The 24,306-nt window shown below is 34.4% G+C and carries 29 protein-coding genes; 11 read left to right on the top strand and 18 right to left on the bottom strand.

What is annotated here, in order from left to right:
* Nucleotides 1-27 precede the first annotated feature (27 nt).
* On the bottom strand, nucleotides 28-1,230 hold the full coding sequence (locus JHL15_RS02750; RefSeq protein WP_200242534.1) for a BaiN/RdsA family NAD(P)/FAD-dependent oxidoreductase: 1,203 nt from the start codon (nucleotides 1,228-1,230) through the stop codon (nucleotides 28-30).
* Nucleotides 1,231-1,344: 114 nt separating this feature from the next.
* Between JHL15_RS02750 and JHL15_RS02745 the strand changes: the two genes are divergently transcribed.
* The 3 genes from JHL15_RS02745 (at nucleotide 1,345) to JHL15_RS02735 (ending at nucleotide 4,163) form a co-directional block, all read left to right on the top strand.
* Entirely contained in the window at nucleotides 1,345-1,839 is a 495-nt protein-coding gene (locus JHL15_RS02745) for an acyl-CoA thioesterase (protein ID WP_200242532.1), read from the top strand.
* A 131-nt stretch (nucleotides 1,840-1,970) separates the two neighbouring features.
* Nucleotides 1,971-3,035 (top strand): thiamine-phosphate kinase, encoded by a 1,065-nt coding sequence (gene thiL, locus JHL15_RS02740; protein WP_200242530.1) that lies wholly within the window; start codon nucleotides 1,971-1,973, stop codon nucleotides 3,033-3,035.
* A gap of 219 nt (nucleotides 3,036-3,254) precedes the next feature.
* On the top strand, nucleotides 3,255-4,163 hold the full coding sequence (locus tag JHL15_RS02735; RefSeq protein ID WP_200242528.1) for a DUF6268 family outer membrane beta-barrel protein: 909 nt from the start codon (nucleotides 3,255-3,257) through the stop codon (nucleotides 4,161-4,163).
* Between the two features lies 1 nt (nucleotide 4,164).
* Here the strand turns inward: JHL15_RS02735 and JHL15_RS02730 are convergent, their stop codons facing one another.
* From JHL15_RS02730 to pepT, 6 genes are all read right to left on the bottom strand, one after another.
* Nucleotides 4,165-4,902, bottom strand: a complete 738-nt coding sequence (locus JHL15_RS02730; protein ID WP_200242526.1) for a LytR/AlgR family response regulator transcription factor — start codon at nucleotides 4,900-4,902, stop codon at nucleotides 4,165-4,167.
* Nucleotides 4,889-5,953 carry a sensor histidine kinase gene (locus JHL15_RS02725; RefSeq protein ID WP_200242524.1) on the bottom strand — a complete coding sequence of 355 codons (1,065 nt, stop codon included), beginning with the start codon at nucleotides 5,951-5,953 and terminating at the stop codon, nucleotides 4,889-4,891. Before JHL15_RS02725 ends, JHL15_RS02730 begins: the two co-directional genes overlap by 14 nt.
* 69 nt (nucleotides 5,954-6,022) lie before the next feature.
* Nucleotides 6,023-6,619, bottom strand: a complete 597-nt coding sequence (locus JHL15_RS02720) for a porin family protein (protein ID WP_200242520.1) — start codon at nucleotides 6,617-6,619, stop codon at nucleotides 6,023-6,025.
* A gap of 182 nt (nucleotides 6,620-6,801) precedes the next feature.
* Nucleotides 6,802-7,041, bottom strand: a complete 240-nt coding sequence (locus JHL15_RS02715) for a hypothetical protein (protein ID WP_200242516.1) — start codon at nucleotides 7,039-7,041, stop codon at nucleotides 6,802-6,804.
* A 162-nt stretch (nucleotides 7,042-7,203) separates the two neighbouring features.
* Nucleotides 7,204-8,520: a hypothetical protein gene (locus tag JHL15_RS02710; RefSeq protein ID WP_200242513.1), complete on the bottom strand. Its 1,317-nt coding sequence runs from the start codon at nucleotides 8,518-8,520 to the stop codon at nucleotides 7,204-7,206.
* 201 nt (nucleotides 8,521-8,721) lie between these two features.
* Entirely contained in the window at nucleotides 8,722-9,969 is a 1,248-nt protein-coding gene (pepT, locus tag JHL15_RS02705) for a peptidase T (RefSeq protein ID WP_200242510.1), read from the bottom strand.
* A 187-nt stretch (nucleotides 9,970-10,156) separates the two neighbouring features.
* Between pepT and JHL15_RS02700 the strand changes: the two genes are divergently transcribed.
* Both JHL15_RS02700 and JHL15_RS02695 read left to right on the top strand, forming a co-directional pair.
* The gene (locus JHL15_RS02700) at nucleotides 10,157-11,005 is read left to right on the top strand and encodes a hydroxymethylglutaryl-CoA lyase (RefSeq protein WP_200242507.1); all 849 of its coding nucleotides are present in this window, start codon (nucleotides 10,157-10,159) and stop codon (nucleotides 11,003-11,005) included.
* Nucleotides 11,006-11,096: 91 nt separating this feature from the next.
* On the top strand, nucleotides 11,097-11,933 hold the full coding sequence (locus tag JHL15_RS02695) for a sulfurtransferase (RefSeq protein ID WP_200242504.1): 837 nt from the start codon (nucleotides 11,097-11,099) through the stop codon (nucleotides 11,931-11,933).
* Nucleotides 11,934-11,984: 51 nt separating this feature from the next.
* On the opposite strand, the gene JHL15_RS02690 is transcribed toward JHL15_RS02695, so the two are convergent.
* From JHL15_RS02690 to JHL15_RS02670, 5 genes are read right to left on the bottom strand one after another with little or no spacing between them, the layout of a single operon-like run.
* Nucleotides 11,985-12,311, bottom strand: coding sequence for an SUF system Fe-S cluster assembly protein (locus JHL15_RS02690; protein ID WP_200242501.1), 327 nt, complete (start codon nucleotides 12,309-12,311; stop codon nucleotides 11,985-11,987).
* A 3-nt stretch (nucleotides 12,312-12,314) separates the two neighbouring features.
* Nucleotides 12,315-13,019, bottom strand: a complete 705-nt coding sequence (locus tag JHL15_RS02685; protein WP_200242498.1) for a 3'-5' exonuclease — start codon at nucleotides 13,017-13,019, stop codon at nucleotides 12,315-12,317.
* Between the two features lie 16 nt (nucleotides 13,020-13,035).
* Entirely contained in the window at nucleotides 13,036-13,383 is a 348-nt protein-coding gene (locus JHL15_RS02680; RefSeq protein WP_200242495.1) for a tRNA-binding protein, read from the bottom strand.
* Nucleotides 13,380-13,889: a hypothetical protein gene (locus JHL15_RS02675; protein ID WP_200242492.1), complete on the bottom strand. Its 510-nt coding sequence runs from the start codon at nucleotides 13,887-13,889 to the stop codon at nucleotides 13,380-13,382. Before JHL15_RS02675 ends, JHL15_RS02680 begins: the two co-directional genes overlap by 4 nt.
* Nucleotides 13,890-13,930: 41 nt before the next feature.
* Nucleotides 13,931-14,860: an NADP-dependent oxidoreductase gene (locus JHL15_RS02670; RefSeq protein ID WP_200242489.1), complete on the bottom strand. Its 930-nt coding sequence runs from the start codon at nucleotides 14,858-14,860 to the stop codon at nucleotides 13,931-13,933.
* 297 nt (nucleotides 14,861-15,157) lie between these two features.
* Here JHL15_RS02670 and JHL15_RS02665 point away from each other — a divergent pair, with 297 nt between their 5' ends.
* From JHL15_RS02665 to JHL15_RS02645, 5 genes are all read left to right on the top strand, one after another.
* Nucleotides 15,158-15,736: a DUF4840 domain-containing protein gene (locus JHL15_RS02665; RefSeq protein ID WP_200242486.1), complete on the top strand. Its 579-nt coding sequence runs from the start codon at nucleotides 15,158-15,160 to the stop codon at nucleotides 15,734-15,736.
* 112 nt (nucleotides 15,737-15,848) lie between these two features.
* The gene (locus tag JHL15_RS02660; RefSeq protein WP_200242484.1) at nucleotides 15,849-16,415 is read left to right on the top strand and encodes an RNA polymerase sigma factor; all 567 of its coding nucleotides are present in this window, start codon (nucleotides 15,849-15,851) and stop codon (nucleotides 16,413-16,415) included.
* The gene (locus JHL15_RS02655; protein ID WP_200242481.1) at nucleotides 16,408-17,793 is read left to right on the top strand and encodes an outer membrane beta-barrel protein; all 1,386 of its coding nucleotides are present in this window, start codon (nucleotides 16,408-16,410) and stop codon (nucleotides 17,791-17,793) included. The genes JHL15_RS02660 and JHL15_RS02655 overlap by 8 nt, the downstream gene beginning before the upstream one ends.
* Nucleotides 17,794-17,836: 43 nt before the next feature.
* The gene (locus JHL15_RS02650) at nucleotides 17,837-18,808 is read left to right on the top strand and encodes a T9SS type A sorting domain-containing protein (RefSeq protein WP_200242478.1); all 972 of its coding nucleotides are present in this window, start codon (nucleotides 17,837-17,839) and stop codon (nucleotides 18,806-18,808) included.
* A 217-nt stretch (nucleotides 18,809-19,025) separates the two neighbouring features.
* Complete coding sequence (locus JHL15_RS02645) at nucleotides 19,026-20,561, top strand: YifB family Mg chelatase-like AAA ATPase (protein WP_200242476.1); 1,536 nt, start codon at nucleotides 19,026-19,028, stop codon at nucleotides 20,559-20,561.
* Between the two features lie 38 nt (nucleotides 20,562-20,599).
* Here JHL15_RS02645 and JHL15_RS02640 read toward each other — a convergent pair whose 3' ends face one another.
* Nucleotides 20,600-20,965, bottom strand: a complete 366-nt coding sequence (locus JHL15_RS02640) for a DUF6876 family protein (RefSeq protein ID WP_200242469.1) — start codon at nucleotides 20,963-20,965, stop codon at nucleotides 20,600-20,602.
* Between the two features lie 182 nt (nucleotides 20,966-21,147).
* On the opposite strand from JHL15_RS02640, the gene JHL15_RS02635 reads away from it, so the two are divergent.
* Nucleotides 21,148-21,639: a hypothetical protein gene (locus JHL15_RS02635; protein WP_200242466.1), complete on the top strand. Its 492-nt coding sequence runs from the start codon at nucleotides 21,148-21,150 to the stop codon at nucleotides 21,637-21,639.
* Here the strand turns inward: JHL15_RS02635 and JHL15_RS02630 are convergent.
* The 5 genes from JHL15_RS02630 to JHL15_RS02610 all read right to left on the bottom strand — a co-directional run bounded on the left by JHL15_RS02630 (nucleotide 21,636) and on the right by JHL15_RS02610 (nucleotide 24,257).
* Nucleotides 21,636-21,893 carry a hypothetical protein gene (locus JHL15_RS02630; protein ID WP_234047668.1) on the bottom strand — a complete coding sequence of 86 codons (258 nt, stop codon included), beginning with the start codon at nucleotides 21,891-21,893 and terminating at the stop codon, nucleotides 21,636-21,638. The genes JHL15_RS02635 and JHL15_RS02630 overlap by 4 nt on opposite strands.
* Entirely contained in the window at nucleotides 21,886-22,413 is a 528-nt protein-coding gene (locus tag JHL15_RS02625; RefSeq protein WP_200242460.1) for a hypothetical protein, read from the bottom strand. The genes JHL15_RS02630 and JHL15_RS02625 overlap by 8 nt, the downstream gene beginning before the upstream one ends.
* On the bottom strand, nucleotides 22,358-22,609 hold the full coding sequence (locus JHL15_RS02620; RefSeq protein ID WP_200242457.1) for a hypothetical protein: 252 nt from the start codon (nucleotides 22,607-22,609) through the stop codon (nucleotides 22,358-22,360). Before JHL15_RS02620 ends, JHL15_RS02625 begins: the two co-directional genes overlap by 56 nt.
* Nucleotides 22,610-23,010: 401 nt before the next feature.
* Nucleotides 23,011-23,724, bottom strand: coding sequence for a CPBP family intramembrane glutamic endopeptidase (locus JHL15_RS02615; protein WP_200242454.1), 714 nt, complete (start codon nucleotides 23,722-23,724; stop codon nucleotides 23,011-23,013).
* Nucleotides 23,725-23,786: 62 nt separating this feature from the next.
* Entirely contained in the window at nucleotides 23,787-24,257 is a 471-nt protein-coding gene (locus tag JHL15_RS02610; RefSeq protein ID WP_200242451.1) for a YdeI/OmpD-associated family protein, read from the bottom strand.
* Between the last annotated feature and the right edge of the window lie 49 nt (nucleotides 24,258-24,306).

Below are 24,306 nucleotides of genomic sequence, written 5' to 3'. Positions count from 1 at the left end.
TCTTCAATTATTAAAAAATCAACATTGTTATTTTAAATTCAAATCCTGTGCAATCAGCCATGCTTCACTCCAGCAAGCCTGAAAATTGAAACCGCCAGTTACGGCGTCAATATTTAAAACTTCACCGGCAATATAGAAATTGGATAAAATTTTTGAAGACATATTTTTAAAATTAATTTCTTTTAAATCTACACCTCCTGCAGTAACGAACTCGTCTTTAAAAGTAGATTTACCCGTTACTTGTAATTTCTTTTTACATAAGTTTTCCAGAATCATCTGCATTTCTTTTCCCGAAATATTAGAAACCTGCTTGTTGAGGTCCACTTTAGAGATTTCAAGAACTTTCTGCCAGAATCGATTAGTTACTTCAAAAATTTTTGATTGTCCGATCGTCTTTTTAGGATTGCTTTGTCTGAAGTTCTGAAATAGTTTCTCAGCTTCGTCTATCGTTTTCGAAACAAAATTGACTTCGATTTCAAAATTATATTTTAACCTTGCTAAATTAATGGCTTCCCACGCCGAAATTTTCAATACCGCTGGTCCGGAAAGACCCCAGTGGGTAATGAGTAATGGTCCGCTTTCTTCCGTTTTTAATTTCGGAATAGAAACTTCGGCATATTCAAAACTTGTTCCAGGAATATCTTTTATCAGGTCATTTTTAATATTAAATGTGAAAAGAGAAGGAACAAGGTCAATGATTTTATGTCCTAAGTTTTCAACAATTTTCAGTGATTTAGGAGAACTTCCGGTAGCATAAATAATATAATCTGCTTCAAATTCTCCTGTACTGGTCTTTACAATATATTTTTCATTTTCCTTGATGATTTCCTTTACTACACATTTTGTTTTTACTTCAACGTTTTTCTTTTGGATTTCGGTAAGGAAAGTATTAATAATAGTTTGTGAAGAATTGCTTTCAGGGAAGATTCTATTATCGTTTTCTATTTTCAACGAAACATTTCGTTTGTCGAACCATTCCATAGTATCTCCAGGTTGAAATTTTGTAAAAACACTTAGAAGTTCCTTATTTCCACGAGGATAAAACTGAACCAGTTCTCTCGGATCAAAACACGCATGGCTCACATTACAACGCCCTCCTCCTGAAATTTTTACTTTCTGAAGGACATCTGAGTTTTGCTCAAGGATGATAATTTTATATTTTGTTTCGTCCAGATTGGATGCACAGAAAAACCCTGCTGCACCCCCTCCGATAATGATAATTTGTTTCATGTATATGCAATCCTATGCTGAAGATTATTTTTCCAAAAGTACAATTTTTATAAACCATCTTATTTGAGTATTTTTGAAGATTATAATTTTATTATTCTAAATACGATTTTTCAAATGAAATTCTACCATACATTCGAAGTGCGTTGGAGCGATCTTGATGCCAACAAACATTTAGCAAATTCATCTTATGTGCAATATTGTGCACAGGCCAGGATGGCTTTTATGACAAAAGAGAAAATGGGTGTGACCCAGCTGAGCAGATGGGGAATAGGTCCTGTTATGCTACATGAAAGATATTCTTTTTTCAAAGAGATCTATGCTGATCAGACTGTGATCGTAAGTGTGGAAATAGGGGGATGTTCAGAAGACTCGTCGATCTATCGTTTTGTTCATAAATTCTATACACCAGACGGGATGCATTGTGCAACATCAGAAGCTACCGGGGTATGGATCGATATGATGCTAAGAAAGATGACAACTCCACCAGATGATATCGTAGAGGCTATGAATAAATATAAAACAGCTGAAACGGAAGTTTTGAGCAGAGAGGATTTTAAAAAATTCCCTTTCCATCCTCAGAATATTGATCCATCGGAATTCACTAAATAATCCAGGAGCAAAAACAGAAGGTTCAAAGTTAAGATGGATCCCATTAATTTACGATGATATATTTCGTCTTTAAACGAAGGGATCATTAATACATTTTACTTTGTACATTTTTACAATAAAAAAGAAAAGATATGTTTGAAGATAAATCTCAGGAATTAACACCGATCTCTAAATTGGGAGAATTTGGATTGATTAAGCATTTAACGGAGCATTTTCCTTTATCCAATGAATCTTCGGAGGTTGGTGTAGGAGATGATGCAGCAGTTATTAATCCAGGGAATAAAAGAGTTGTTCTTACAACAGATGTTTTAGCAGAAGGAGTTCATTTTAATTTAGGATATGTTCCTTTAAAACACTTAGGGTATAAAGCAGTAGTTGTAAATCTAAGTGATATTGCTGCGATGAATGCTACACCAACACAAATACTGGTTTCACTTGCAGTTTCCAATCGTTTTCCGGTGGAAGCTTTAGAAGAACTTTATGCTGGAATTCAGGCAGCTTGCTCAAGATATAAAGTGGATTTAATAGGTGGAGATACTACCAGTTCAAACACGGGATTGGTAATGAGTATTACTGCCGTGGGGATTGAGGAAGAAGAAAACCTTGTAAAAAGAAGTGGTGCGCAGCCTAATGATCTTTTGGTTGTAAGTGGGGATTTGGGAGGTGCTTATATGGGACTTCAGATCTTAGAAAGGGAACATGCTGTTTTTTTAGCAGATCCAAATATGCAGCCTGAAATGGAAGGGTTTGATTATATCTTGGAAAGACAATTAAAGCCAGAAGCAAGAACAGATGTGAAAGGAATCTTGAAAGAATTAGATATCAAACCAACTTCAATGATCGATATATCTGATGGATTGGCTTCTGAAATTTTACACCTTTCTGATCAATCAAAAGTTGGCTTCAGATTATATGAGGAGAAAATTCCTATGGACAGCCTTACGATTTCTACAGCAGATGAAATGAATTTAAACCCTGTAATGACAGCATTAAGTGGGGGAGAAGATTATGAACTCTTATTCACTATTTCGCCGAATGATTTTGATAAAATTAAAAACCATCCGGACTTTACCATTATTGGACATGCTGTAGACAATGGGGAAGGAAATTTTATGGTAGCGAGAGGTTCAAATCAGTTAGTTTCTCTGACCGCACAGGGATGGGATGCTTTTTTAGGCAATCAACAAGAAGAATAAGTTATACTTAATTTTGAATATTGTTAAAACCACTACAAACCTGTAGTGGTTTTTTTATTGTCATTTCAAGGAACAGAGTGACGAAGCAATCTCATAATCGAACGTAGGAAAATCTTATGCATTCCAGATTTATTCCATTCATCATAACATATAAGCACTTAATCAAGTAATTTTTGTTTAGGCTTACGAAAGGTCTCTCTTTGTGAAAAATTTAAGTTTATGAAGAAAGGTCTTTTGACGGTCTTTTATGGTCTTGCTCATCTTAGTTGTTGGGTAAATGCTCAGTCTGGAATATCCGGAGAATTGAAAACGGAATATATTCCTCATTCTAGTTATATCCGTCCTGAGGATAGTGTAAAAACAGGCTCTAAAAGTGATTTTAAGAGAGTGGATCTAAGTTTTAGCATTCCGCTATCCATGAAGAAGTTGGAGAATGGGAAAGTAAAATCCTGGTCATTATTGGTTAATGGTGCTTATGCAAAAATGTCCCATAAGAATTATGAAAAGAACTTGTTTCCCTATCAAATGTTGAACGCACAAGTTGGTTTACAGCATTTAAGGCCTTTGGGTGGAAAATGGAGCATGATGGTTACTGCTTCCGCCGGGGTTTATACAGATATGGAAAATGTAAGCTTTGATGATGTGCTTGGACAGGGTGGAGTATTATTTATCAGGAACTTTAGACCCAATCTGGCTCTTGGTGCAGGACCGGTATTAACCACAGCTTTTGGTGTGCCTATGATCATGCCCTGGATTTATTTTGATTGGAAAACAGGGAATAAAATCAAATTTAACATCAATTTTCCACAAGGGATGGAAGCTGGATATCAGTTCACAGACAAATTTGCGCTAAAAGCTGTAGTAGATCTAAACGGTATGACTGTAGAAAGAAACAAAGGTGGAAAATCTACATTATTAGGGTATCAACAGATTACAGCAGGTTTACGACCGGAGTTGCAGATCAACAAAAATTTAAGTTTGCGGCTTACCGGAGGAACAGCGCTTCTAAGGAGCTTTACTGAAAACGATCGTAAGATCAAAAGCATATTTAAATCTAAAAAAATGGAAGATCCTCGTTTTGCCAGCACCTTTTATATGGCAGTATCATTACGCTGGAACCTGCCGTAGATTATTTGCTGATGAGCTTCTTATAGACAACCTGATTGAGTAATTCTTCTTTTCGGGTTCTAGAAATAGGAAGCTCTGTTTTATTGATATAAAGCCGTCCTCCGGAAATCATTTCAATATGAGTGATATTAATTAAAAATGATTTGTGAATTCTAAAAAAATGCTCTGATGAAAGAGATTCTTCAATAGCTTTCATAGTTTGATGGATAATAATAGATTTGTCTTTAAAATGAAGCTTGGTATAGTTCTGCATACTCTCAACGTATAAAATATCAACCCAGGAAACCTTAATAAAGGTATCGGACTGGCGAACATATAAAAAAGGATCATCCAGTTGGGTGTTCTTTTTTGATTTTTCAGACAAAATAAACTGTTGCTGGGCTCTATTGACAGCCTGATAAAAGCGATTAAAAGTAATAGGTTTAAGAAGATAATCAGCAACTTGTAATCTGTAGCCTTCTAGTGCATATTCTGAATAAGCCGTCGTTAAAATGCATAATGGCGGATTTTCTAATTGCTCCAAAAATTCCAGACCTGTAAGGTAGGGCATATTGATGTCCAGAAAAATGAGATCAATAGGATTGTCCTGTATTTTGGTATTAGCTTCTAAAGCGGTAGCACAAGTATCTACAACTTCCAGAAAGTCAATTTGATCTGCCATATCTTTTAGATAAAATCTTGCCAGAGGCTCGTCGTCTATGATCAGGCATTTCATTTTGGGAATATTATTGTTTATCATCTTCCTGAGATAGTTTTAGGATTAAAGAAATTTTGTAAATGTGATTGTCTGATTCTACTTGTAAAGAATGAGAATCAGGATATTGGAGATCCAGTCTTTTTTGTACATTCTTGAGCCCGATCCCATGAGCGCCATCTTTACTTTTGTGAACGCTCATGGTGGAATAAGAATTTTCGACATAAAAAGAAAGTTGGTTATCCTCTTCTTTACATGAAATGATAATATAACCTTTATGTCCCGGCAAACGGCAAACATACTTAAAGGCATTCTCAATAAAAGGAACGAGAAGAAGAGGGGCAATAGTAGCTTTATCATTAGAAAGCTCCCAGGTTGCCTTCACATCCAGTTCATTCCCCCATCGCAACTTTTCAACTTCTACAAGATTTTGTAGATATTCAACATCTTTTTTCAAAAGGACTTGATTTTGATTGCAATGATAAAGCTGGTACCGGAGGATATCTGAAAACTTTAGCAACAAAAATGAAGCAAGTTCCGTATTGGTTTTCATCAGGATATGGATATGATTAAGAATATTGAAAACCAAATGCGGATTAATCTGGTCTTGCAATAATTTAAGCTGATTTTCCAGATGGGCTTGTTGTAATAAGATGTGATCTCGTTCAATTTTTCCGTGTTCCTGATAAAACTTTATTCCGCAGGCGGTTCCGTTAATGAGAAAGGATGCCGGAAGGGCCAAATAAAATCCTTTCCATAAAAAAGGAAGATGGCTTTCAAGACCGGGAGAGATGGTAGTTCTTGAATCTATTTCTATATAGGCAAAAACGAAAGAGTAAATGAAGCTTAGTAGGAGAATCATAATCGTTGCCTGAAGCAGGAACTTTTTCATTTTCCTTTGTTTTAAAGCTTGCGGAAGTAATTTTTTTGTTAAAAATTGTGTAAAAATAAAAGAGCTTGCTACAATAGCCAATGTCTGAATGAGTGAATTGTATCTGCCGGAATCTGCCTGGAAATTAATCCACATGGTTATTCCGAAAACCAACCAGAAGCTAATAATGAACAAATGTTTTCTTACGATGAGAGATTTAAGCATATTTTGATATGTAAAAAATTAGAAACCGCAGGAAATGCAGTTTCTAATGGGTAAAGATAATTTAAGTTTCTAGAATAGGAAGTATCCGATTCCAAGCGAGAAGCTATGAGGTTTCGATTTAAATTCCTTGCTGATGCTGGTAAGGCCGGTTTCATATCTGAGATCCACAGTGAAATTCTTATAATCTACACCAACTCCACCAGTAATTCCGATGTTGGATTTATCAAATTTTTTAAATCCTTCCCGAAGAGCGTTGGAAGTAGAGATATTGTCATTGAATCCATAACTATACACTCCTCCTGCAAATGCCCGTACATTAAAATCTTTTGAGTTTACAATTTTATAACCGATTACTATGGGAACATCAATTGAATTCCATTTCAATTTTGGAGATGTTCCATCTTTTACATCATAAGAAGTTTTTCTTTTATTAAATATAGCTTCTCCCTGAAGGTATAAACGATTAAAATCTACTCTGGTCATAATCCCAGCTTGATATCCCAATCCATATTTTCCAGTGAGATCTGAAGATTCAGTGGAAGTTTTGGTAAAGTTGGTTCCGGCTTTAACTCCGATGTGAATAGCAGGAGTTTGTTGTGCGTTAGCCTCTACAGAACATGTAATGCAAAGTAATAACGAGCTTACGGCTAAAAAACGTTGTTTCATAAAAATTAAATATTATTAAATCTGATACAAAACAACGAATGTGAAGAGGACGGTGAAACTTTATTTGATGAATGGCGTGGATGTTTTGATAAAAGGGAGTTTTATTTGAAAGAAGAAACGTAATCCCCAAGCCATTGATTAGATGAAATAAAAAATCGGAATGAAAATTCCGATTGATGATTCTAAAAAGGTTCTTCGTGGCAAATGACTCCTGCCGGGCATCCGCCTCCAGGATTTCCTCCACCTCCAGGGCTTCCAACACTTACGCAGCTTCCGGGATTTCCATCATCAAGCATTTCACATGCTTTTCCGTGAGTACATTCACAGTCTGTCCAACAATAAGCTGAATCTCCGTTGCTATGGCACTCGTTTATACCATTACCTAAAATTGTTAATAGGTCTTTTCTTAAAAGCTTTTTCATAGTATAGTTTTATTTTAATGAAATAAATATAATAAAAATGAATTGATTTAAGTTTATTTTGCTATGTTTCAGTTTATTGGCGAGAAATAATAAAGTTTTGTTGAATGAAAAAAGCCACAGCAATTGCCATGGCTTCTCATTTTTATTTAAGTGATTGTGTTTTTAGAATACAAGTTCTTTGTGATATAGAGGATATTCTCTCTGGAAAAGAGGAATAGTTCCTTCAACCCTTAATGGGAAAACCCCGAATCCATAGAACATGTCTGCCTGAATTTTTGCTTTTACGTCCAAAATACCTTTTCGTTGAGGAATTAGCTGTACTCCTAAACTCGCTAAAGCTGAAGCTCTTCCTCTAAGTCCGGAATTAGCAATAGGAACGGTTAAGAATTGTAAGCCTACAGCTCCTTTGGCTTCTAAACCAACTTCTGCGGATAAATTTCCTTCAAGAGAGGTAATGCTAAAATCTGATTTTTTTTCAAGACTAATATGTAGAGCCGGATTTTTTGATACCAGAAAGTTGGCTGTTCCTCCAAGGTCCAGAAGGTTTACTTTTGCTTTTCCTGTTGCGGCAATTCCCACAAAAGGACCAGCAGATACCGTAGGACTTAAAACAAGCCCTGTTGGACCTAAAACAATCGGTGCAATTGGAATATTAAGGAAATCTGTAGTGCTAACAGTATATCCTACCGACGCCTGAATATTAGCTGTAGATTGTAATGCGATATCATCCAGGATAAAATTCACAGAGAAATTTGTTAAATGTCCCCATGAAAAGGTGATGTTATAGTCGATCTTAGGAGTAGCTCCACCTTTTACATTGACACTTGAAGCTAAAGCTACTGGTCCAACCTGTTGATTAAGAGGGAATGTTTTATCAAAGTTAAAACGGTTGAAAGTAATAAGCTTTTGATCACTTAGATTCTTAGCTTCAATATTGATGATTTTATTATTCAATTCCTGAGAAATAAAACCTTCTACAGGAATATAATTAACCATTTTACCATTAACATTGATGGGTGCTTTATCAGATGGATCATACACCCCACTTAGAGTCCCGCTGTAAATAAACTCTTCAAGTTTAGCACTTGAGGTTTGTACAAAATATTGATTGTTTGTTTTGGTAACAGCAGTTACTTTAGATAGGATCGTTTTAACGTTATCTCCTTCTATTCTTGTTCCAACGAGTACTGATCCTGCTTTGATCTCATCCGTTTGATCAGTCGCTTTATTAAATGTAATGCTTTGATCATCCAATGTTGAAATGGCAGATACAGATTCATCATCAAGAATAATTACATTTTTTTGTAATGTAAGGTTCCCTAAAGTTTTAAGATTACCTGGATCCGTTGGTGTATTAGTGGTATCTTCAGCTAAGTTATCCTGAGAACAGGATACAAAGATGAGTGCTGCGAATATAGAAAGAAATATAAAGTTGAAAAATCTCTTATACTTCTTAAAATAGTTAAAATTACTTTTCATAGGTGAAGGATTTTAGTCCTTCTAAGTTACAGATTAAATTTCATTATTCACAAAATAGAGAAGTAAAAATTAAAAATCGTTATGCTTGTAATGGTATATTTATGAGGTGGTTATAATTCGAAAGGATATTTAATACAGTTTTTTAAATGAAAAAGCCCCTGTTTTAAACAAGGGCCGTTTATCTTAAAAATCAATTATTGATTATTTTTTTACAATATTGATAATAACTTCAGTCGCTTTTTCCATGCTCTCGAGTGCAACGTACTCGTATGGTCCGTGGAAGTTGATTCCACCAGCAAAAATATTAGGACATGGAAGACCCATATAAGATAATTGTGCTCCATCGGTTCCCCCTCTGATTGCTTTAATCTTAGGTTCAATATTAGCTTTTTTCATTGCTTCAGCAGCAAGGTCAATAATATGCATTTTGCCTTCAAACTGCTGTTTCATGTTTCGGTATTGCTCCTTAATTTCTACTTCCGCAGTTCCTTCACCATGTTTCTGATTAAATTCAGCTACTTTTTGTTCCATGAATTTTTTTCTGGCTTCAAATTTCTCTTCATTATGATCACGAATAATATACTGAAGTTTTGCTTCTGAAATATCAGCAGTAATATCCATCAAATGATAAAACCCATCAAATCCTTTTGTTGTAGAAGGAGTTTCATTCGCTGGAAGTGATTGTGCAAATTCAGCAGCTAAAAGACTTGCATTGATCATTTTTCCATAAGCATAACCTGGGTGTACACTTAGTCCGTGGATTTTCACAACAGCTCCGGCGGCATTAAAGTTTTCATATTCTAATTCTCCAACTTCTCCACCATCCATTGTATAGGCCCATTCTGCGCCGAATTTAGCTACATCGAATTTATGAGCTCCTCTTCCGATCTCTTCATCAGGAGTAAATCCAATCGCGATTCTCCCATGCTTGATTTCCGGATGAGCAATCAGATATTCTGCAGCTGTTACAATTTCTGCACAACCAGCTTTATCATCAGCTCCAAGAAGTGTATTTCCGTCCGTTGTGATCAAAGTCTGACCAATATATTTTTTTAAGCTCTCAAATTTTGTCGAAGAAAGGGTAAATCCTGTTGTCTGATTAAGAAGCAAATCACCACCGTCATAGTTTTTCCAAACCTGAGGGTTTACATTTTCCCCGCTAAAGTCTGGAGAAGTATCATAATGCGAGATAAATCCAATCGTAGGTTGCGTATCATTTTCAAGATTAGATGGAACATAACCCATGATGTAACCATTGTCATCAATAGAAACATTTTCCAAACCGATTGTTTTCAATTCTTCAACAATATATTTTGCAATGTCCCACTGTTGCGGAGTGGAAGGCGTTGCGTCACTCTCGGCATCACTGGTTGAATATATTTTTACATAGTTAAGAAAACGATTCAATAACTTCTCTCTCCATAATGGGTTGAATTCTATAGTGCTCATTTAGATATTATAAATTTTAACAAAGTTAGCAAATTTGATGCTCAGAATAACTTATTTGCAATTGAATATCAATTATTGAAATTTTGAATCAGATATAAATAATTGAAAATCAAAATTATGTTAGCTTTGTGTTGATCATAGATAAACTTGTTTAGTTTTATTATATTTGAGAAAATCTAAAGTGAAAATGTTTCTTACTGAATGTCCTAGGGATGCCATGCAAGGCTGGGGAGAATTTATTCCCACAAATAAAAAAATAGATTACATCAACTCTCTGATGGAAGTAGGTTTTGATGTATTGGATAGTCTGAGTTTTGTGTCTCCAAAAGCGATCCCACAGATGGCTGACTCAGATGAGGTTGCTGAAAATATTGATAAATCTTTATCGAATACAAAAATTTCTGCCATCATTGGAAACTATAGAGGAGCTGAAAAAGCATTGAAGCATCAATCTGTAGATATTCTTGGATTTCCATTCTCTATTTCTGAAACTTTCCAACATAGAAATACCAACAAAAATCAAGAGGAAGCTTTTAATGATGTTGTTAAAATGGTGGAACTGGTAAAAACAGAAGGCAAAGAACTGAATATTTACTTTTCAATGGCTTTTGGAAATCCATATGGAGAAATGTGGAAATTGGAGGATGTAGAGTTTTGGGCACAAAGGTTTTCAGAGATTGGAATTAAAAATATCTTATTGTCTGATACAACGGGCGTTGCAACGCCGGAAACCATCGCTCTTTTATTTGAAAAAATACCGGTGAAGCATCCTGAAATCAATTTCGGAGGTCATTTTCATAATCGATATGAAGATTCTTATTCAAAATTAAAAGCAGCCTACGATAAAGGGTGTAGAAGATTTGATAGTGCAATAAAGGGGATCGGAGGTTGTCCGATGGCAGAAGATGATTTGGTTGGAAATATGCCTACAGAACAGGTGATTAACTTCATGAGCGTAGAAAAAATAGATCATAAGCTGAATCTTTTGAATTTTGAAAGCTCTTATAATAAAGCGAAAGATATTTTCCATTTTTAAGAATATAAAAATCAATAGAGGCGGGCTTTAGCCCGTTTTTAAGTATTGTATCATTTGGCTTTAGCCAAAACCTAATTAACAACCCAATAATATGTCTCCAATTATTTCAGCATCACAATTAAAAAATTTACCAGCGCAAAATCTTATCATCCTTGATGCAAGAGTAGGTAAAGATGTATACCAGAGTTATTTAGAAAAGCATATCAAAGGAGCAAGGTTTATCAATTTAGATAAGGATCTTGCTGAAATTGGTGATAATGCTGCTTTTGGTGGCAGACATCCTCTTCCAACAGTTGAAAAATTTAGCCAGGTTTTATCCAACCTAGGTGTTTCGGAGAACTCACACATCATTATTTATGATGATAAAAATGGATCCAATGCAGCGGCAAGAGCGTGGTGGATGTTACGTTCTTTCGGGTTTGAAAATGTTCAGGTTCTGGATGGTGGATTTCAAGCTGCAGAAAAAGAAGGCCTTGAATTTACATCAGGAGAAGAAACTTTTGATAAAGCTACTTCTATTAAAAAAGAAGGTTGGCTTCTTCCTGTTGTAGTCTTGGAAGATGTTGAAAATGAGCTAGAAAGCAATTCTTCCACTGTGATTGATGTGAGAGATGCTTACAGATATAAAGGGGAATCTGAGCCGATCGATTTAGTGGCGGGGCATATTCCAGGGGCAATCAATATTCCGTTTTCAGAAAACCTTGATGAAAATGGAAAATTCTTACAACCTGAAATTTTAAAAGCAAAATATGCAAAATTATTGATTGATAAACCTGAACATCTAATCATTCATTGTGGTTCTGGAGTAACAGCATGCCATACCATTTTGGCTTTGGATTATGCAGGACTACCGATCCCTAAATTATATGTAGGCTCGTGGAGCGAATGGAGTAGAAGAGAAGGAAAAGAAATTGCAAAAGATATTTAAAAACAAAAAACCGCAGAATCTCTGCGGTTTTTTTATGTTCTATTCTGATTATTAAAGCATTCCCAATTCAAATTTGGCTTCTTCGCTCATCATATCTTTATTCCAGCTAGGTTCAAAAGTAAGTTCTAAATCAACAGTATTTACTCCTTCTACGCTTTGAACTTTATCCTTTACCTCCTGAGGAAGTGTTTCTGCAACAGGGCAGTTTGGAGTAGTAAGGGTCATAATAATCTTAACGTCACCGTCTTCGGAAATCTGTACATCATATACAAGCCCCAACTCATAAATGTCTACAGGGATTTCAGGATCATAAACGGACTTAAGTACTCTTATAATTTCTTCTCCTATATCAGCAATTTGATCGTCTGTAAATTTCATTTTTTAATCTAGATTGATATTTCTTTTCAATAAATCTTCCTGACGCATGCGACGGAAAATATTTGCCAAAGTTAAGACATCTTTTTCACAATAATCAACTATTCTTTGCAAGTCTTTCTCTATGTAGTAGATTGATGAAACCATTGAGCCGTCAATGTCATCTTTTGGAGTAGGGATTCCAAAAACATGAGCTAATAACTCCAACGAAATAAAGCTTTTATAATCCCCGAACTTCCAAAGTTCCATGGTGTCAATATGAGGAATTTCCCAGGGCTTTTTTCCGAACATCTGAAAAGGTGAAGGAGGCTGCATTCCATTAATGAGAAATCGACGGGCAATCCATGGGAAATCAAATTCTTTCCCGTTATGGGCACAAAGAATAACATCCCGAAGTCTTGGACTATTGAATATTTCTCCGAATTCAACGAGAAGTTTTCTTTCGTCATGATGGGCAAAGCTTTTGATTTTCAGGGTGTCATTTTTTTCGACCATTCCAATCGTAATACAAATGATTTTACCAAATTCAGCCATAATACCGGCTCTTTCCGGGTAGAATTCTTCTGCAGAGATTTCTTCTTTTCGTTGAAATCTGGTTTTTTTATCCCAAAGCTTTTGATCTGTTTCAGATAAGTCATCCCATGATCCTGCATTTGGAACGGTCTCTATATCAAGAAATAAAACCTTTTCTAAAGGAATGTGTTGTATCATAAATGCGTTGTGTTTTTTATCCTACCTGCATTCCATTTTTTACGGGCAAGGAAGGAGCTAAAAGAGTGACATCGGCTTTGTCTTCTCCATAAAGGCCTAATACTAAACATTCACTGAAGAAGTTAGCGATTTGTTTTTTAGGAAAATTGACTACAGCTAAGATCTGTTTTCCTATCAGTTCTTCTTTTTTGTACAATGCTGTGATTTGAGCGGAAGATTTTTTAATACCTAAATTTCCAAAATCAATTTCTAATTGATAGGATGGATTTCTTGCTTTCTCAAAGTCATTAACGGAAACAATAGTTCCGCATCGTATGTCTATTTTTTCAAAGTCTCCCCAGGATATTTCTGGTTTTATAATCATGATAATTTGTTTATTAATTGTTCTACTTCTATTTTCTGTTCTGCATATTTTTTCTGTAAATCAGAATCTTCACCCATTCTTTTATAATATTCCAAAGCTTTATTTGCAAAGAATTTTTTATGAAAATCCGAAACTTCAGGTATTTGTGGGAAAATCCGATGAAAGAGCATTTCTGTGTAGGCTTGAAATTCCCGTTCATTCTTGTCTTCAATAAAATTGCCCGAAGCTTTCTGTCGTACATGAAGCATCTCATGGGCAACCATATTCAGAACTAGGTTCAGATCAAAATCAAATAAATTTCGAGGGATCATTACTTTTTGAGGTTGTCCCAATTGTCCCTCTGCTGTTAAAAGCATTGAATTAGGTGATAGCTCTTCCCGAAAACAAAAACCTGCAAAGTTTTCATGTTCCAGATTAAAAGATCGGATGAGATAGTTAGCCGCGTCTAGTATCTGATCATTTTCTTTATAGGCTTCAAGATGTAAATTGATCTGTTCAAAGTTCATTCACAATATGTTTTTAACAAATGTATTAAAATAATAGAAAATCACATTTGAATAACAATTTTTCCCTTTGTGCCATGAGTTTCAATCTCTTTATGAGCCTCTCTTATTTTATCCATTGGCAATGTTTTTCCTACGAAAACCTTGAGGAGATCTTTTTCAAGTAATTCCGAAATTGCTAACAAACTTTCTCTTTTAAAGGTGAGCATGGTCCACATCAAATCAACATTCCCTTTTTGAGCTAACTCAATAGCTTTAGGATCATCTTTTGTATACGATGGAAGACACACTACTTTACCACCAGGCTTTACACAGCTAATTGATTTGTAAAGGACTTCTCCCCCCATAGTATCCAAAGCAGAATCAAGATTCGATAGTATTTCTTCAAATCGTTCATTCTTATAATCAATGGGCTGATCTACTCCGAGTTCTTTTAAAAACTCTATGTTTTTACCTGAAGCGGTACCACTGACAAAAGCTCCAATTACTTTAGCAAACTGTACAGCCAAATGACCAACACCTCCGGCGGCTGATTGCACCAAAATATGGTCACCAGAATGAACTTTTAAATGATCATGAACAGCCTGATATGCCGTAAGTCCAGCCAATGGAACAGCTGCCGCTTCTTCAAAACTAATGTGATCTGGTTTTTTGACAATAACATCAGGGCTTACTGCTATATATTCGGCATAAGTTTGACTGGCGAGTCCAAAAACAGCATCTCCTACTTCAAAATGTTGAACATTCTGGCCAATGGCTTCAATAATTCCACTAAAGTCTTTTCCTAAAATTGCAGGAAGCTTAAGCGTTTTAGAAGAAATATGTGATCCTGCCCTGATCTTGGTATCTACAGGGTTGATACCCGCTGCTTTTACTTTTATTAAAACCTGATCATCTGTGATTAAAGGTTTTTCCATCTCTATAATTTCAAGCTGGTCAGCGGTTCCAAATTCTTTTATAACAATTGCTTTCATAATGATTTTTTATGATGCTTTTAAATGATGATCTAATGTAAGGATTTATTCATTTTTTGTTAGTAGAAAAGAGACATTTTAACTACTTAAAAGATCAACACTGTAGTTTTAATTGAAAATTAAAAGAATGAATTGATTGTTTAAGTACATAATATGCGAAATAAATTTATTTGATAATCAGTTAGTTGCATTAATTTTTAATTCTTTTTTAAAAATACATGCAAGATTTTATGAAAAGGGGATTTATATAGATGAGTACTCAAAGTAAAATAATGTGTAATAGAACAAACTTAGAAAATGAAAAAATTTATAGTACTTAAAGCTTTTATGGCTTTGTTGGTTGGTTTTGTAAGTCTAGGCTTACTTTCATGTAATGATAATGATGGGCCGGACATTCCACCTGTAAAATTGCAAGATGTAATCGGAAATTATAAAGGAAAATTAATTATTAGCCAGGGAAATAACAAGAATGAATCAATAGTAGGATTTGCTGTTAAAAAAGATACGATAAAGTTTACTGACCTTCCTGTAAAAGAAATTGTAAAGGCAGTGGTAAAAGATCCTGTGAAAACAGAAGCAGCGTTAGTAGCATTGGGAAAAATAAAGTATAACCTAAATTATACTGGTGCAATAAACACTTATTATAATGCGGTAGAATTAACATTCGCCCCTAAAACATTAGAACTTAATATTCCTATGGATGGAGCCATTAAAAAAACAATTGTGACATTTGCAGCTAAAGAAAAAGGGTTTTACGTAGGACAGAACTATGCAATGAAATTTGGTTTGGTAGCAGAGAAAATAACAGTTGATGGTGCCGTATTGACCCCTTATGAAATGATTAAATATGATTTTCCATATTGTATAAAAAATTAAGTAATAGTTAGATGCAAATTAAAATAGGTTGCTCTTTGCAATATTGCAACCTATTTTTGCATCAAGATTAGTCAATCAATCATTAAACTGAAGCGTGAGTGTAACATAATCAATGGAGGCAAATAAGGAGCAGATTTTAGTCAATCGTCTTCTGTTAAAAGAAGAAGCTGCATGGAAGGAGCTTTTCGGAGCATACTCCGGAAACCTTTCTTATGTATGCTCCCGCTATATCATTGGAAAAGATGATGTTCATGATGTATTACAAAACAGCTTTATCAAAATGTTTCGTTCGATAGATTCATTTGAATACCGCGGAAGTGGGTCTCTTAAGGCATGGATTACCAGAATTGTGGTAAATGAATCATTAAAACACATAAGACAATATTCAGATTTTAAAATAGTGACAAATGATTTTGAGATTCCTGATGTGACGGACGATGAAGAACCGGATTTTGAAGAAATGTCTCAGGAGGTCATTATGGAAATGATCCGTTCACTTCCGGAAGGATATAGGACAGTTTTTAATCTGTATGTATTTGAAAATAAGAGCCATAAACAAATTGCAGAATTGTTAGGAATAGCTGAGAACTCTTCCGCTTCACAATTTCACAGGGCTAAAGCAATGCTTGTTCAGAAAATTAAAGAATATAAAATGTTAATAAAAGCGCAATATGAATAATCAATGGTTAAACGATCTGCGCAGGAAGATGGAAGATCATACAGATGATGTTCCGGATGGATTATGGGATAATATTAAAGGAGAGATATTTGAAGAGAATGAAGAAAATAATGTTGTCGGACTTCCAATAGAAAAGGAAAGTGAGAAAGAGAAACAATCTTCTGTTAGAAGGATTAGACCACTTGTATATCGGATTGCCGGAATAGCTGCTGCAGTTGCATTGTTTTTTGTTATTGGTAAGCAACTGCTTGATGTAAACAATACAATAGAACCTGGAAAATCAAAAAGCGTTACTAGAGAAAATGACCAATTATCTGATGCTAGTACTCCTTCTATTAACAAAAAGACGAATTCCGGATCTGATCAAAATGTTTCTGGTAAAATCACTTCAGATGAACCCGTGGTTTTAAGCCAAAGGAGTCTTTCGGGAAGTACATATAATAAAGGCAAAGAGAATAGCATCACTTATGGGAACCGATATTTGAATGATAAAGCGATGGAATTATTTGTTGGTTTAAAAGGAAAAAACGCTCCTATAATACAGAATAAAATCCCAAGTATTGAAGACGGGAACAGATCAATTAATCGTAATGATGAGATCGACAGACTTATTTCTGAAACGGATATAGGTTTACAAAATAAATCTATAGCGACAACGGTAAAAGAAAAGAAGCAGAAAGCAAAAAAATCATGGATGCTGAGCCTACTTACGGGAAAGGCATCTTCCAATTCACAACAGTTTCCGGGATATACGACAATAAGCGGAGAACCATTAAGATATGATCAGGCGTTTAGTGCCAGTAGTTATGAAGATGATCCTTTTATGCAGGTTCTGGTTGCCAACCAAAGTCAAAATGTTGAAGCTACGGTAAGACATAAGGTGCCCCTTAATTTAGGAATATCATTGTACTATAATCTAGGTAAAAGATGGGGAATCGGAACAGGAGTGAATTACACCAAATTGTCATCTGAACTTCATTCGGGGAGTCAGTCCAATTATGTAAAAAGTGAACAGACTGTACACTATATCGGAATTCCTGTACAAGTCAATTATAATGTTATACAAAAAGGGAAGTTTACGGGATATGTTACCGGAGGGGCCCTTGTAGAAAAGTCTGTAGCAGGGACTTTTAAAACGAAATATATTGTAGATAATGTAGTGAATGATGAAACAAAAGAACGTCTTCCGAGTCAGCCAGTGCAGGTTTCACTCAATACGGCATTAGGCTTACAATTAAAACTTGTCGATAAAATAGGGGTGTATGCAGAGCCTGGTGTGGGATATCATTTTAAAAATGATGGCTCCCTGAATACCATTTATAAAGAAAAGCCTTTCAATGTTAACATCAAGTTCGGAATTAGAGTATTGCTTGATTAATATTAGTAAAAAGAATAACTAAACAACCATAAAATAAAAATATATGAAAACAAAATTAATTTTTTTATCACTGTTCTTATTTTTAAATATTTTGAAAATAAGCGCGCAGTGTACATTTACCCCTACCATTACAAGTCCTAGACTAGGAACTCAATTCCCCAATAAAATCGTGTTTTGCAACACAGAATCTGAAATACTTTCAACACAAACTTATGGAAGTTACCAATGGTACAAACAAGCGTGGACATCTCAGTCCCCCAATACTAATCCTTGGGTTCCTATTTCTGGGGCTACTTCTCAGACCCTTACTATTAATGGTAGTGATGTACTTAACTATTTTAAAGTAGAGGTTACCCTTAATGATTGTACAGCACAAAGTGCTTCAGTTATGGCTGATGGATATGCGTATGCCCTTCCTGCAATGATGACAACACTTACACCGGGAACATATGAAAACATAGGTCCTGGCGAGTATAATGTTTGTAATGGAGCATCGGTGCAGTTCGATGATGTATTTCCTGTATTGTATGGAAATCATACATGGTATAAATGTGCTCCAAGTAGTATCCCTCCCGTTCAAGGAGACCCTTGTATTGTGGCTGGAGCCACTGGTGATACGTATGTAGCAACTCAGTCTGGTGAATATGGTTTTTATGCATGTACAGCCTATTGTCCCGACCAATGTGAATTTTTGGGACTTAATTCATTCGTTAAATTAAATTTTGGAAACTGGAGCTTCTGCAATCTGGGAACCGGAGAGACAGATCCGAAAAAAGGAAATGAGATGACTGTATATCCAAACCCTGCAGTACAATTTATCTTTATTGGAAGGGAGTCAGATAAAGTATATAAAGAAGTTTCCATTATCGATGCATCAGGAAGGCTTGTATTGCAAAAAAAGAATCATACCTATAATCAGCCAATTGATGTAAGTGGATTAGCTACAGGGAATTATATCATCGTTTCTAAAGATTCTAAAGATAAAATATATAAAAATAAGTTTATTAAAAAGTAAAATATGAGTGCCCCCTTATAAACTCATGTTAGTTTTTTCAGTAATTGTGGAGTCGGTGCAGGATTTGTCCTGCACCGGTTTTTTTCTACCGGTAAACGTATTTATGTGAATAAATGGTTATTAGAAATTAAATTGCTGTAATATAAATTCTTTGTATTTCAATAAGTCAGATAAGTATGATTGTAAAAAAATGATATATTTACATTAAAACACACTTATGTTGATTAAAATTTATGGAAGCGCAATTCATGGAGTTGCAGCTCAGACTATTACTATTGAAGTCAATATTGATACAGGTGGAGTAGGCTATCACTTGGTAGGGCTTCCCGATAATGCCATTAAAGAAAGCAGTTACCGAATTTCAGCGGCTTTAAAAAATGTAGGCTTTAAAATTCCTGGTAAGAAAATTACAATCAATATGGCTCCTGCTGACCTTCGGAAAGAGGGGTCTTCCTATGATTTAAGTATTGCTATTGGAATTTTAGCTGCCTCAGATCAGATTCTTGCTGAGAATATTCAGGATTATGTTATTATGGGTGAACTATCATTGGATGGAAGTTTGCAGCCTATTAAAGGTGTTTTACCCATTGCGATTCAAGCTAGGGAAGAAGGCTTTAAAGGAATTATTCTACCAAAACAAAATATCCGAGAAGCAGCTGTTGTAGAAGGGCTTGATGTGTATGGTGCTGCCAATATCAAAGAAGTAATTGATTTCTTTAATGAAGGAATACCTATTGAAAAGGTCATTCTAGATATAAAAAAGGAATTTCAGGAAAAGGTGAATCAGTTTCCTTTTGACTTTTCAGAAGTAAAAGGACAGGAAACAGCAAAAAGAGCAATGGAAGTAGCTGCTGCTGGTGGACATAATATTATTTTAATAGGGCCGCCGGGAAGTGGAAAGACGATGTTGGCAAAAAGAGTCCCTAGTATTTTACCACCTCTAACTTTAAAAGAAGCATTGGAAACTACAAAGATTCATTCTGTAGCAGGTAAAATTGGAACGGAAACTTCTTTAATGACCATTCGCCCTTTCAGATCACCTCATCATACAATATCCGATGTTGCTTTAGTTGGTGGAGGAAGCTATCCTCAACCCGGAGAGATATCTCTTGCTCACAATGGAGTTTTGTTTCTTGATGAAATGCCTGAATTTAAACGTACTGTTCTTGAGGTCATGCGCCAACCTTTGGAAGATCGCGAAGTGACGATCTCAAGGGCTAAGTTTACGATTAATTATCCTGCAAGCTTTATGCTTATTGCATCAATGAATCCCAGCCCTAGTGGATATTTTCCCGATGATCCCAATAATACTTCAAGTATAATGGAAATGCAACGATATATGAATAAGCTATCTGGTCCTCTTCTCGATCGGATTGATATTCATATAGAAATTCAAAAGGTTGAGTTCGAGCAATTAACAGAAAAAAGGAGAGGCGAAAAAAGTGAAGATATCAGACGAAGAGTACTAAAGGCACGTGAAATACAGCAAAAAAGATATGAAAACTTGGAAATAAGTTACAATGCTCAAATAGGACCTCAACAGATTGAGCTATTTTGTTCGTTAGATCAAACATCATTTTCATTAATAAAACAGGCCATGGATAAATTAAATCTTTCTGCCAGGGCCTACGACCGAATTTTAAAAGTTGCCAGAACTATTGCGGATCTTGATGAGTGCGAAAATATTCTTTCCCAACATATTTCTGAAGCTATACAATACAGAAGTTTGGATAGAGAATTTTGGAATGGCTGATTATAGAACAAAAAGGTTTAATCAAAAAAAGAATGATGTTAATAATTGTTTTGCTCGTTCGGTAAGCAAAATACATTATCCTTTTTTATAATGGTTATATCATCAAAATAAAAGTCTTTTTGTAGGTTTTGTACCTGTGCTATTCTATGACCACTTTCATTCTTGCATATCAATGTAAAAGAGTCCTGAATAACTCGTCCTAAATGCCATATTTGAACATCTGAATTTAAATTGGCTTGCTCATCGAGTATAATATCGAATAACCAAAGACAGTTTTCAAAATTGGCGATATCATTAATCCCTTCTGTGAACTTGTAGTCATTCTTGTAATCAAGTAGTTCTACAGAACCTGAATAAACATTGTATAAATCATTAGCGGAGTTTCTGCGGATATTGTTTTTCATGAGGTATTTTTTTTTAATTTCAAAAATTTGTATTGACTAAAGGCGTAAAAAACGGTAGTGGCTTAAAGTGATAATAATCATCATCACCTTGCATGTAATTTTTTATATTTTAATATTTTGTTTTAATTTTGTTTTATATATTTGCACAAATATAGTCAAAATTTAGACCAAACAAAATATAAATGGACAAAATAACAACCATAAAAGAAAGAATACTGTTTTATTTGGAAATAAAAGGTATTAGGAAAGAGTCTTTTTATAGGGAAACAGGTATGTCAGCTTCTAATTTTAAAGGAGCTGGACTTAAAAGTGATCTGGGAATCGATAAGGTTGTTAGGATTTTGAATGTGTATCCAGAGTTGAATAACCACCTGCATTGGTTGGTAAAAGGTGAAGGAGTATTAGATTTGAATACTCATGAGAAAGAGAGCATCATAGAACAAAAGGAAATACAATCGGACAATATTTTGTCCAGTTTTAATGAAGAAATAGGTGATTTATTAGCTAATATTTATGCTCAATATAATACCCAAGACAAAAGCTTACTTTTCATTCAGAACCAGATGTCAAAAATGGAAAAGAAGCTAGAGTCTTCTATTGTAAAACAAAGTAAGTATTTAGAAAAGATCTTGGCTCAAGTACAAGAAAATGCAACAGACTCAAAGCAAGCCTAATTTTTATTTATTATAATTTTTTCAGAATTTGAAATTAACGTTTTAGTAGGAGCATTCAGAATGAGGTATCCCAGTTCATTGGTGAATATTTCCAAATCCTGCATGGTACCAATAAATCCATTATTGATCTCCTTTTTTACTAATCTCATTTTTTCTAAATATTGCTCTTCAGACAAGATCTCTCCAATGTAATCTTCCCACAGTTTATCGCTGAGAGCAACAAGAATCTTTAAACTTTCTCTATGGCTACTCATCTTTCTTGGTGTCATTACGTTTAAACAATATGGAAGAAAACCTTTCTAGTGTACTATTGTTGAATTTATCAATTACACTTATTTCCCTGTAGTAATTATCTAATCGATAAATCAGGTAAACTATCAAAGCAATTATCACGATGATCGCAATATCGGCATATCCGGATATAATATTTTTATTAAAAAATATAAATTTAATATAGGTTGCCAAATGAAAATATCCGGATACAAGAACAACATAGAATGTGTATCTATGTGCTTTAAATAAACCGCCTAATGCCACCAGTATAATGCATGATGGAATTGATAAAAAGTAAATAGCCGAATCTAAATCCAGACGTCTTTCACCTGCATTATTAGCCAACTGAACATTAACGTCAGTAAAATAACCAACGATATTATTCAGAAACGGTAAAATTGCAGATATCAGCACAAAAGCTGACATAATAATCTGAATAGCTAATTTACTTAGGCCTATCCGGCTTCGTCGGGTCGATTGTTTCGTTTGAAGATTGTTCATCTTTTGAATCTGATCCATTTGGGGTTCCTGGTGTTTTCACGGTATCTCTTACTGCTTTAATTACCTTTGCCCCTTTTGTGTCTAACTTATTGATAGTCTGAGGTTGTAAAGCGGCTGCGTCTTCATCACTTCTGTCAGCACAAGCTACCAAAAGAGATGTCAAAGCGATCCCGGATAAAATTAGTTTTAGGTTCATAACAATATATTTTTTTAACAATTAAAGATAGTTCATAAAACTTAAATTTTGTTAAAAAAAGTAAAGTAATATTTTTCTTCCTTATTTAGTGATAATTAAGCATTAAATCTTATATCACTATATAATGAAATCAAAAATAATAAATATATATTTATAAGCTACTATATTTTTGGAATATTTTCATTTCAATATGTGTTAAATCTGTTTTAATTTATTAAATAATCTTTTTCACGGAATCAAAATTATTATTAAAAATCATTGTCTAAATCCCTAATTGTATTAATTTGATAATTCTTTATTTTTAAATTAATGTACTATAGCTTAGACTTTCTGTCAATGATCTGTTTTGTCGGATAGTATAAATTTAACCTAGTAATCTTGAGAGTAAAACGGTATCTTGCTTATAATGAATGTTTTGAATTTTTCTTATGCTTGTTGGTTTTTTTTGAAGCATAGTTCAGATACCAATACGAAAGGAGAGGAAGGACTATTATCTGAAATAATAATAAAGCTAATGACGGTATGCCCTGCAACTGATTGCTATTAGCTTTTACAAAAAGTTGCGCGCCTAGTGGACCGCTTGAAAAAACAACTATATTAAACCAATTCCAGCCAAAGTGTAAAGCAATAGGCAAATAGAGAGATTGTGTTTTACCAAAACTATATGCCAGCAATATTCCAAATATAGCTGTCATTGAAAATATAATGACCATTTGGACTGGATTTCCTAATGCATTGTAAGAGACTAAATGATAGATGCCAAAAGCTATACCTGATAATAAACATCCTGTTTTCAATCCTAGTCTCTTTATTAGAAGATAGAGAATAGCACCTCTGAATATCAATTCTTCGAAGATAACAGACTTAAAGGTCCACCACGAGCTTTTTAATAGTAAAGGCAGTGTTACTTTAGGATTTAAAACCCAATTGTTGTCAATAAAAGAGGTTTTCAATAAATGGTAAATAGTACAGCAAAAACCAGATAATATTAATCCAACCCATAAATTTTCAAGTCTGTTTTTATTCGGTTTAAAGCCTAAGATATTAAGATTGTTTTTAGAGAAAAACCATAATAATATCCAAGATATAGCTAATTCTATTAAAATACCGACCATAGTATTTGATTTAGGGATTATCAATATTGTTTATAATTACCAAGATGAAGTGAAGGTTTGGTTTATATTCCTTTTTTTCCATCGAGAATCATTTGGATCATCTTTGTTTTTCTATTTTCCCGGGTTTCTGTTTTCTTAGCCTCTTCGATCCATCGGATATATTCTTTTTTATGCGTGTAACTCATTGTATCGAACAATTCCTTTGCTTTTTCATTCTCATTAAAAATAACTGCAATATCCACAGCAATCTCAACTATTCTTTCTTCTTTATCCTCAACAATAGATACTAAAATCTCGTCCCCAAAAGTTTTCCCTAATTGTTTTCTTACTTCTTGAGTTAGTCCTAAAAGATGGCAGCTAGACTTCATCTTGATGAGACTTCCACGATATTCAACTTTATTATCAAAAATAGCTTTAATTTTAACTTGCCCTTTTTTATTAAACAATTCTTCAGTTGAAAAAAGAAACTCTACAAATGCAGCATTCATTTCTCCATTTTGTCTGATAATACCTGAAAATTGAATAGGATTCATTTGAATTTATTTAATATTAAAAATAAAAATATTTTTGATCCTTCTGATC

The organism is Chryseobacterium paridis (assembly GCF_016595215.1).
Classification (GTDB): Bacteria; Bacteroidota; Bacteroidia; order Flavobacteriales; family Weeksellaceae; genus Chryseobacterium; species Chryseobacterium paridis.
Note: the sequence above shows the minus strand (reverse complement) of the source record. Positions and strands in the feature narration are given on the sequence as shown.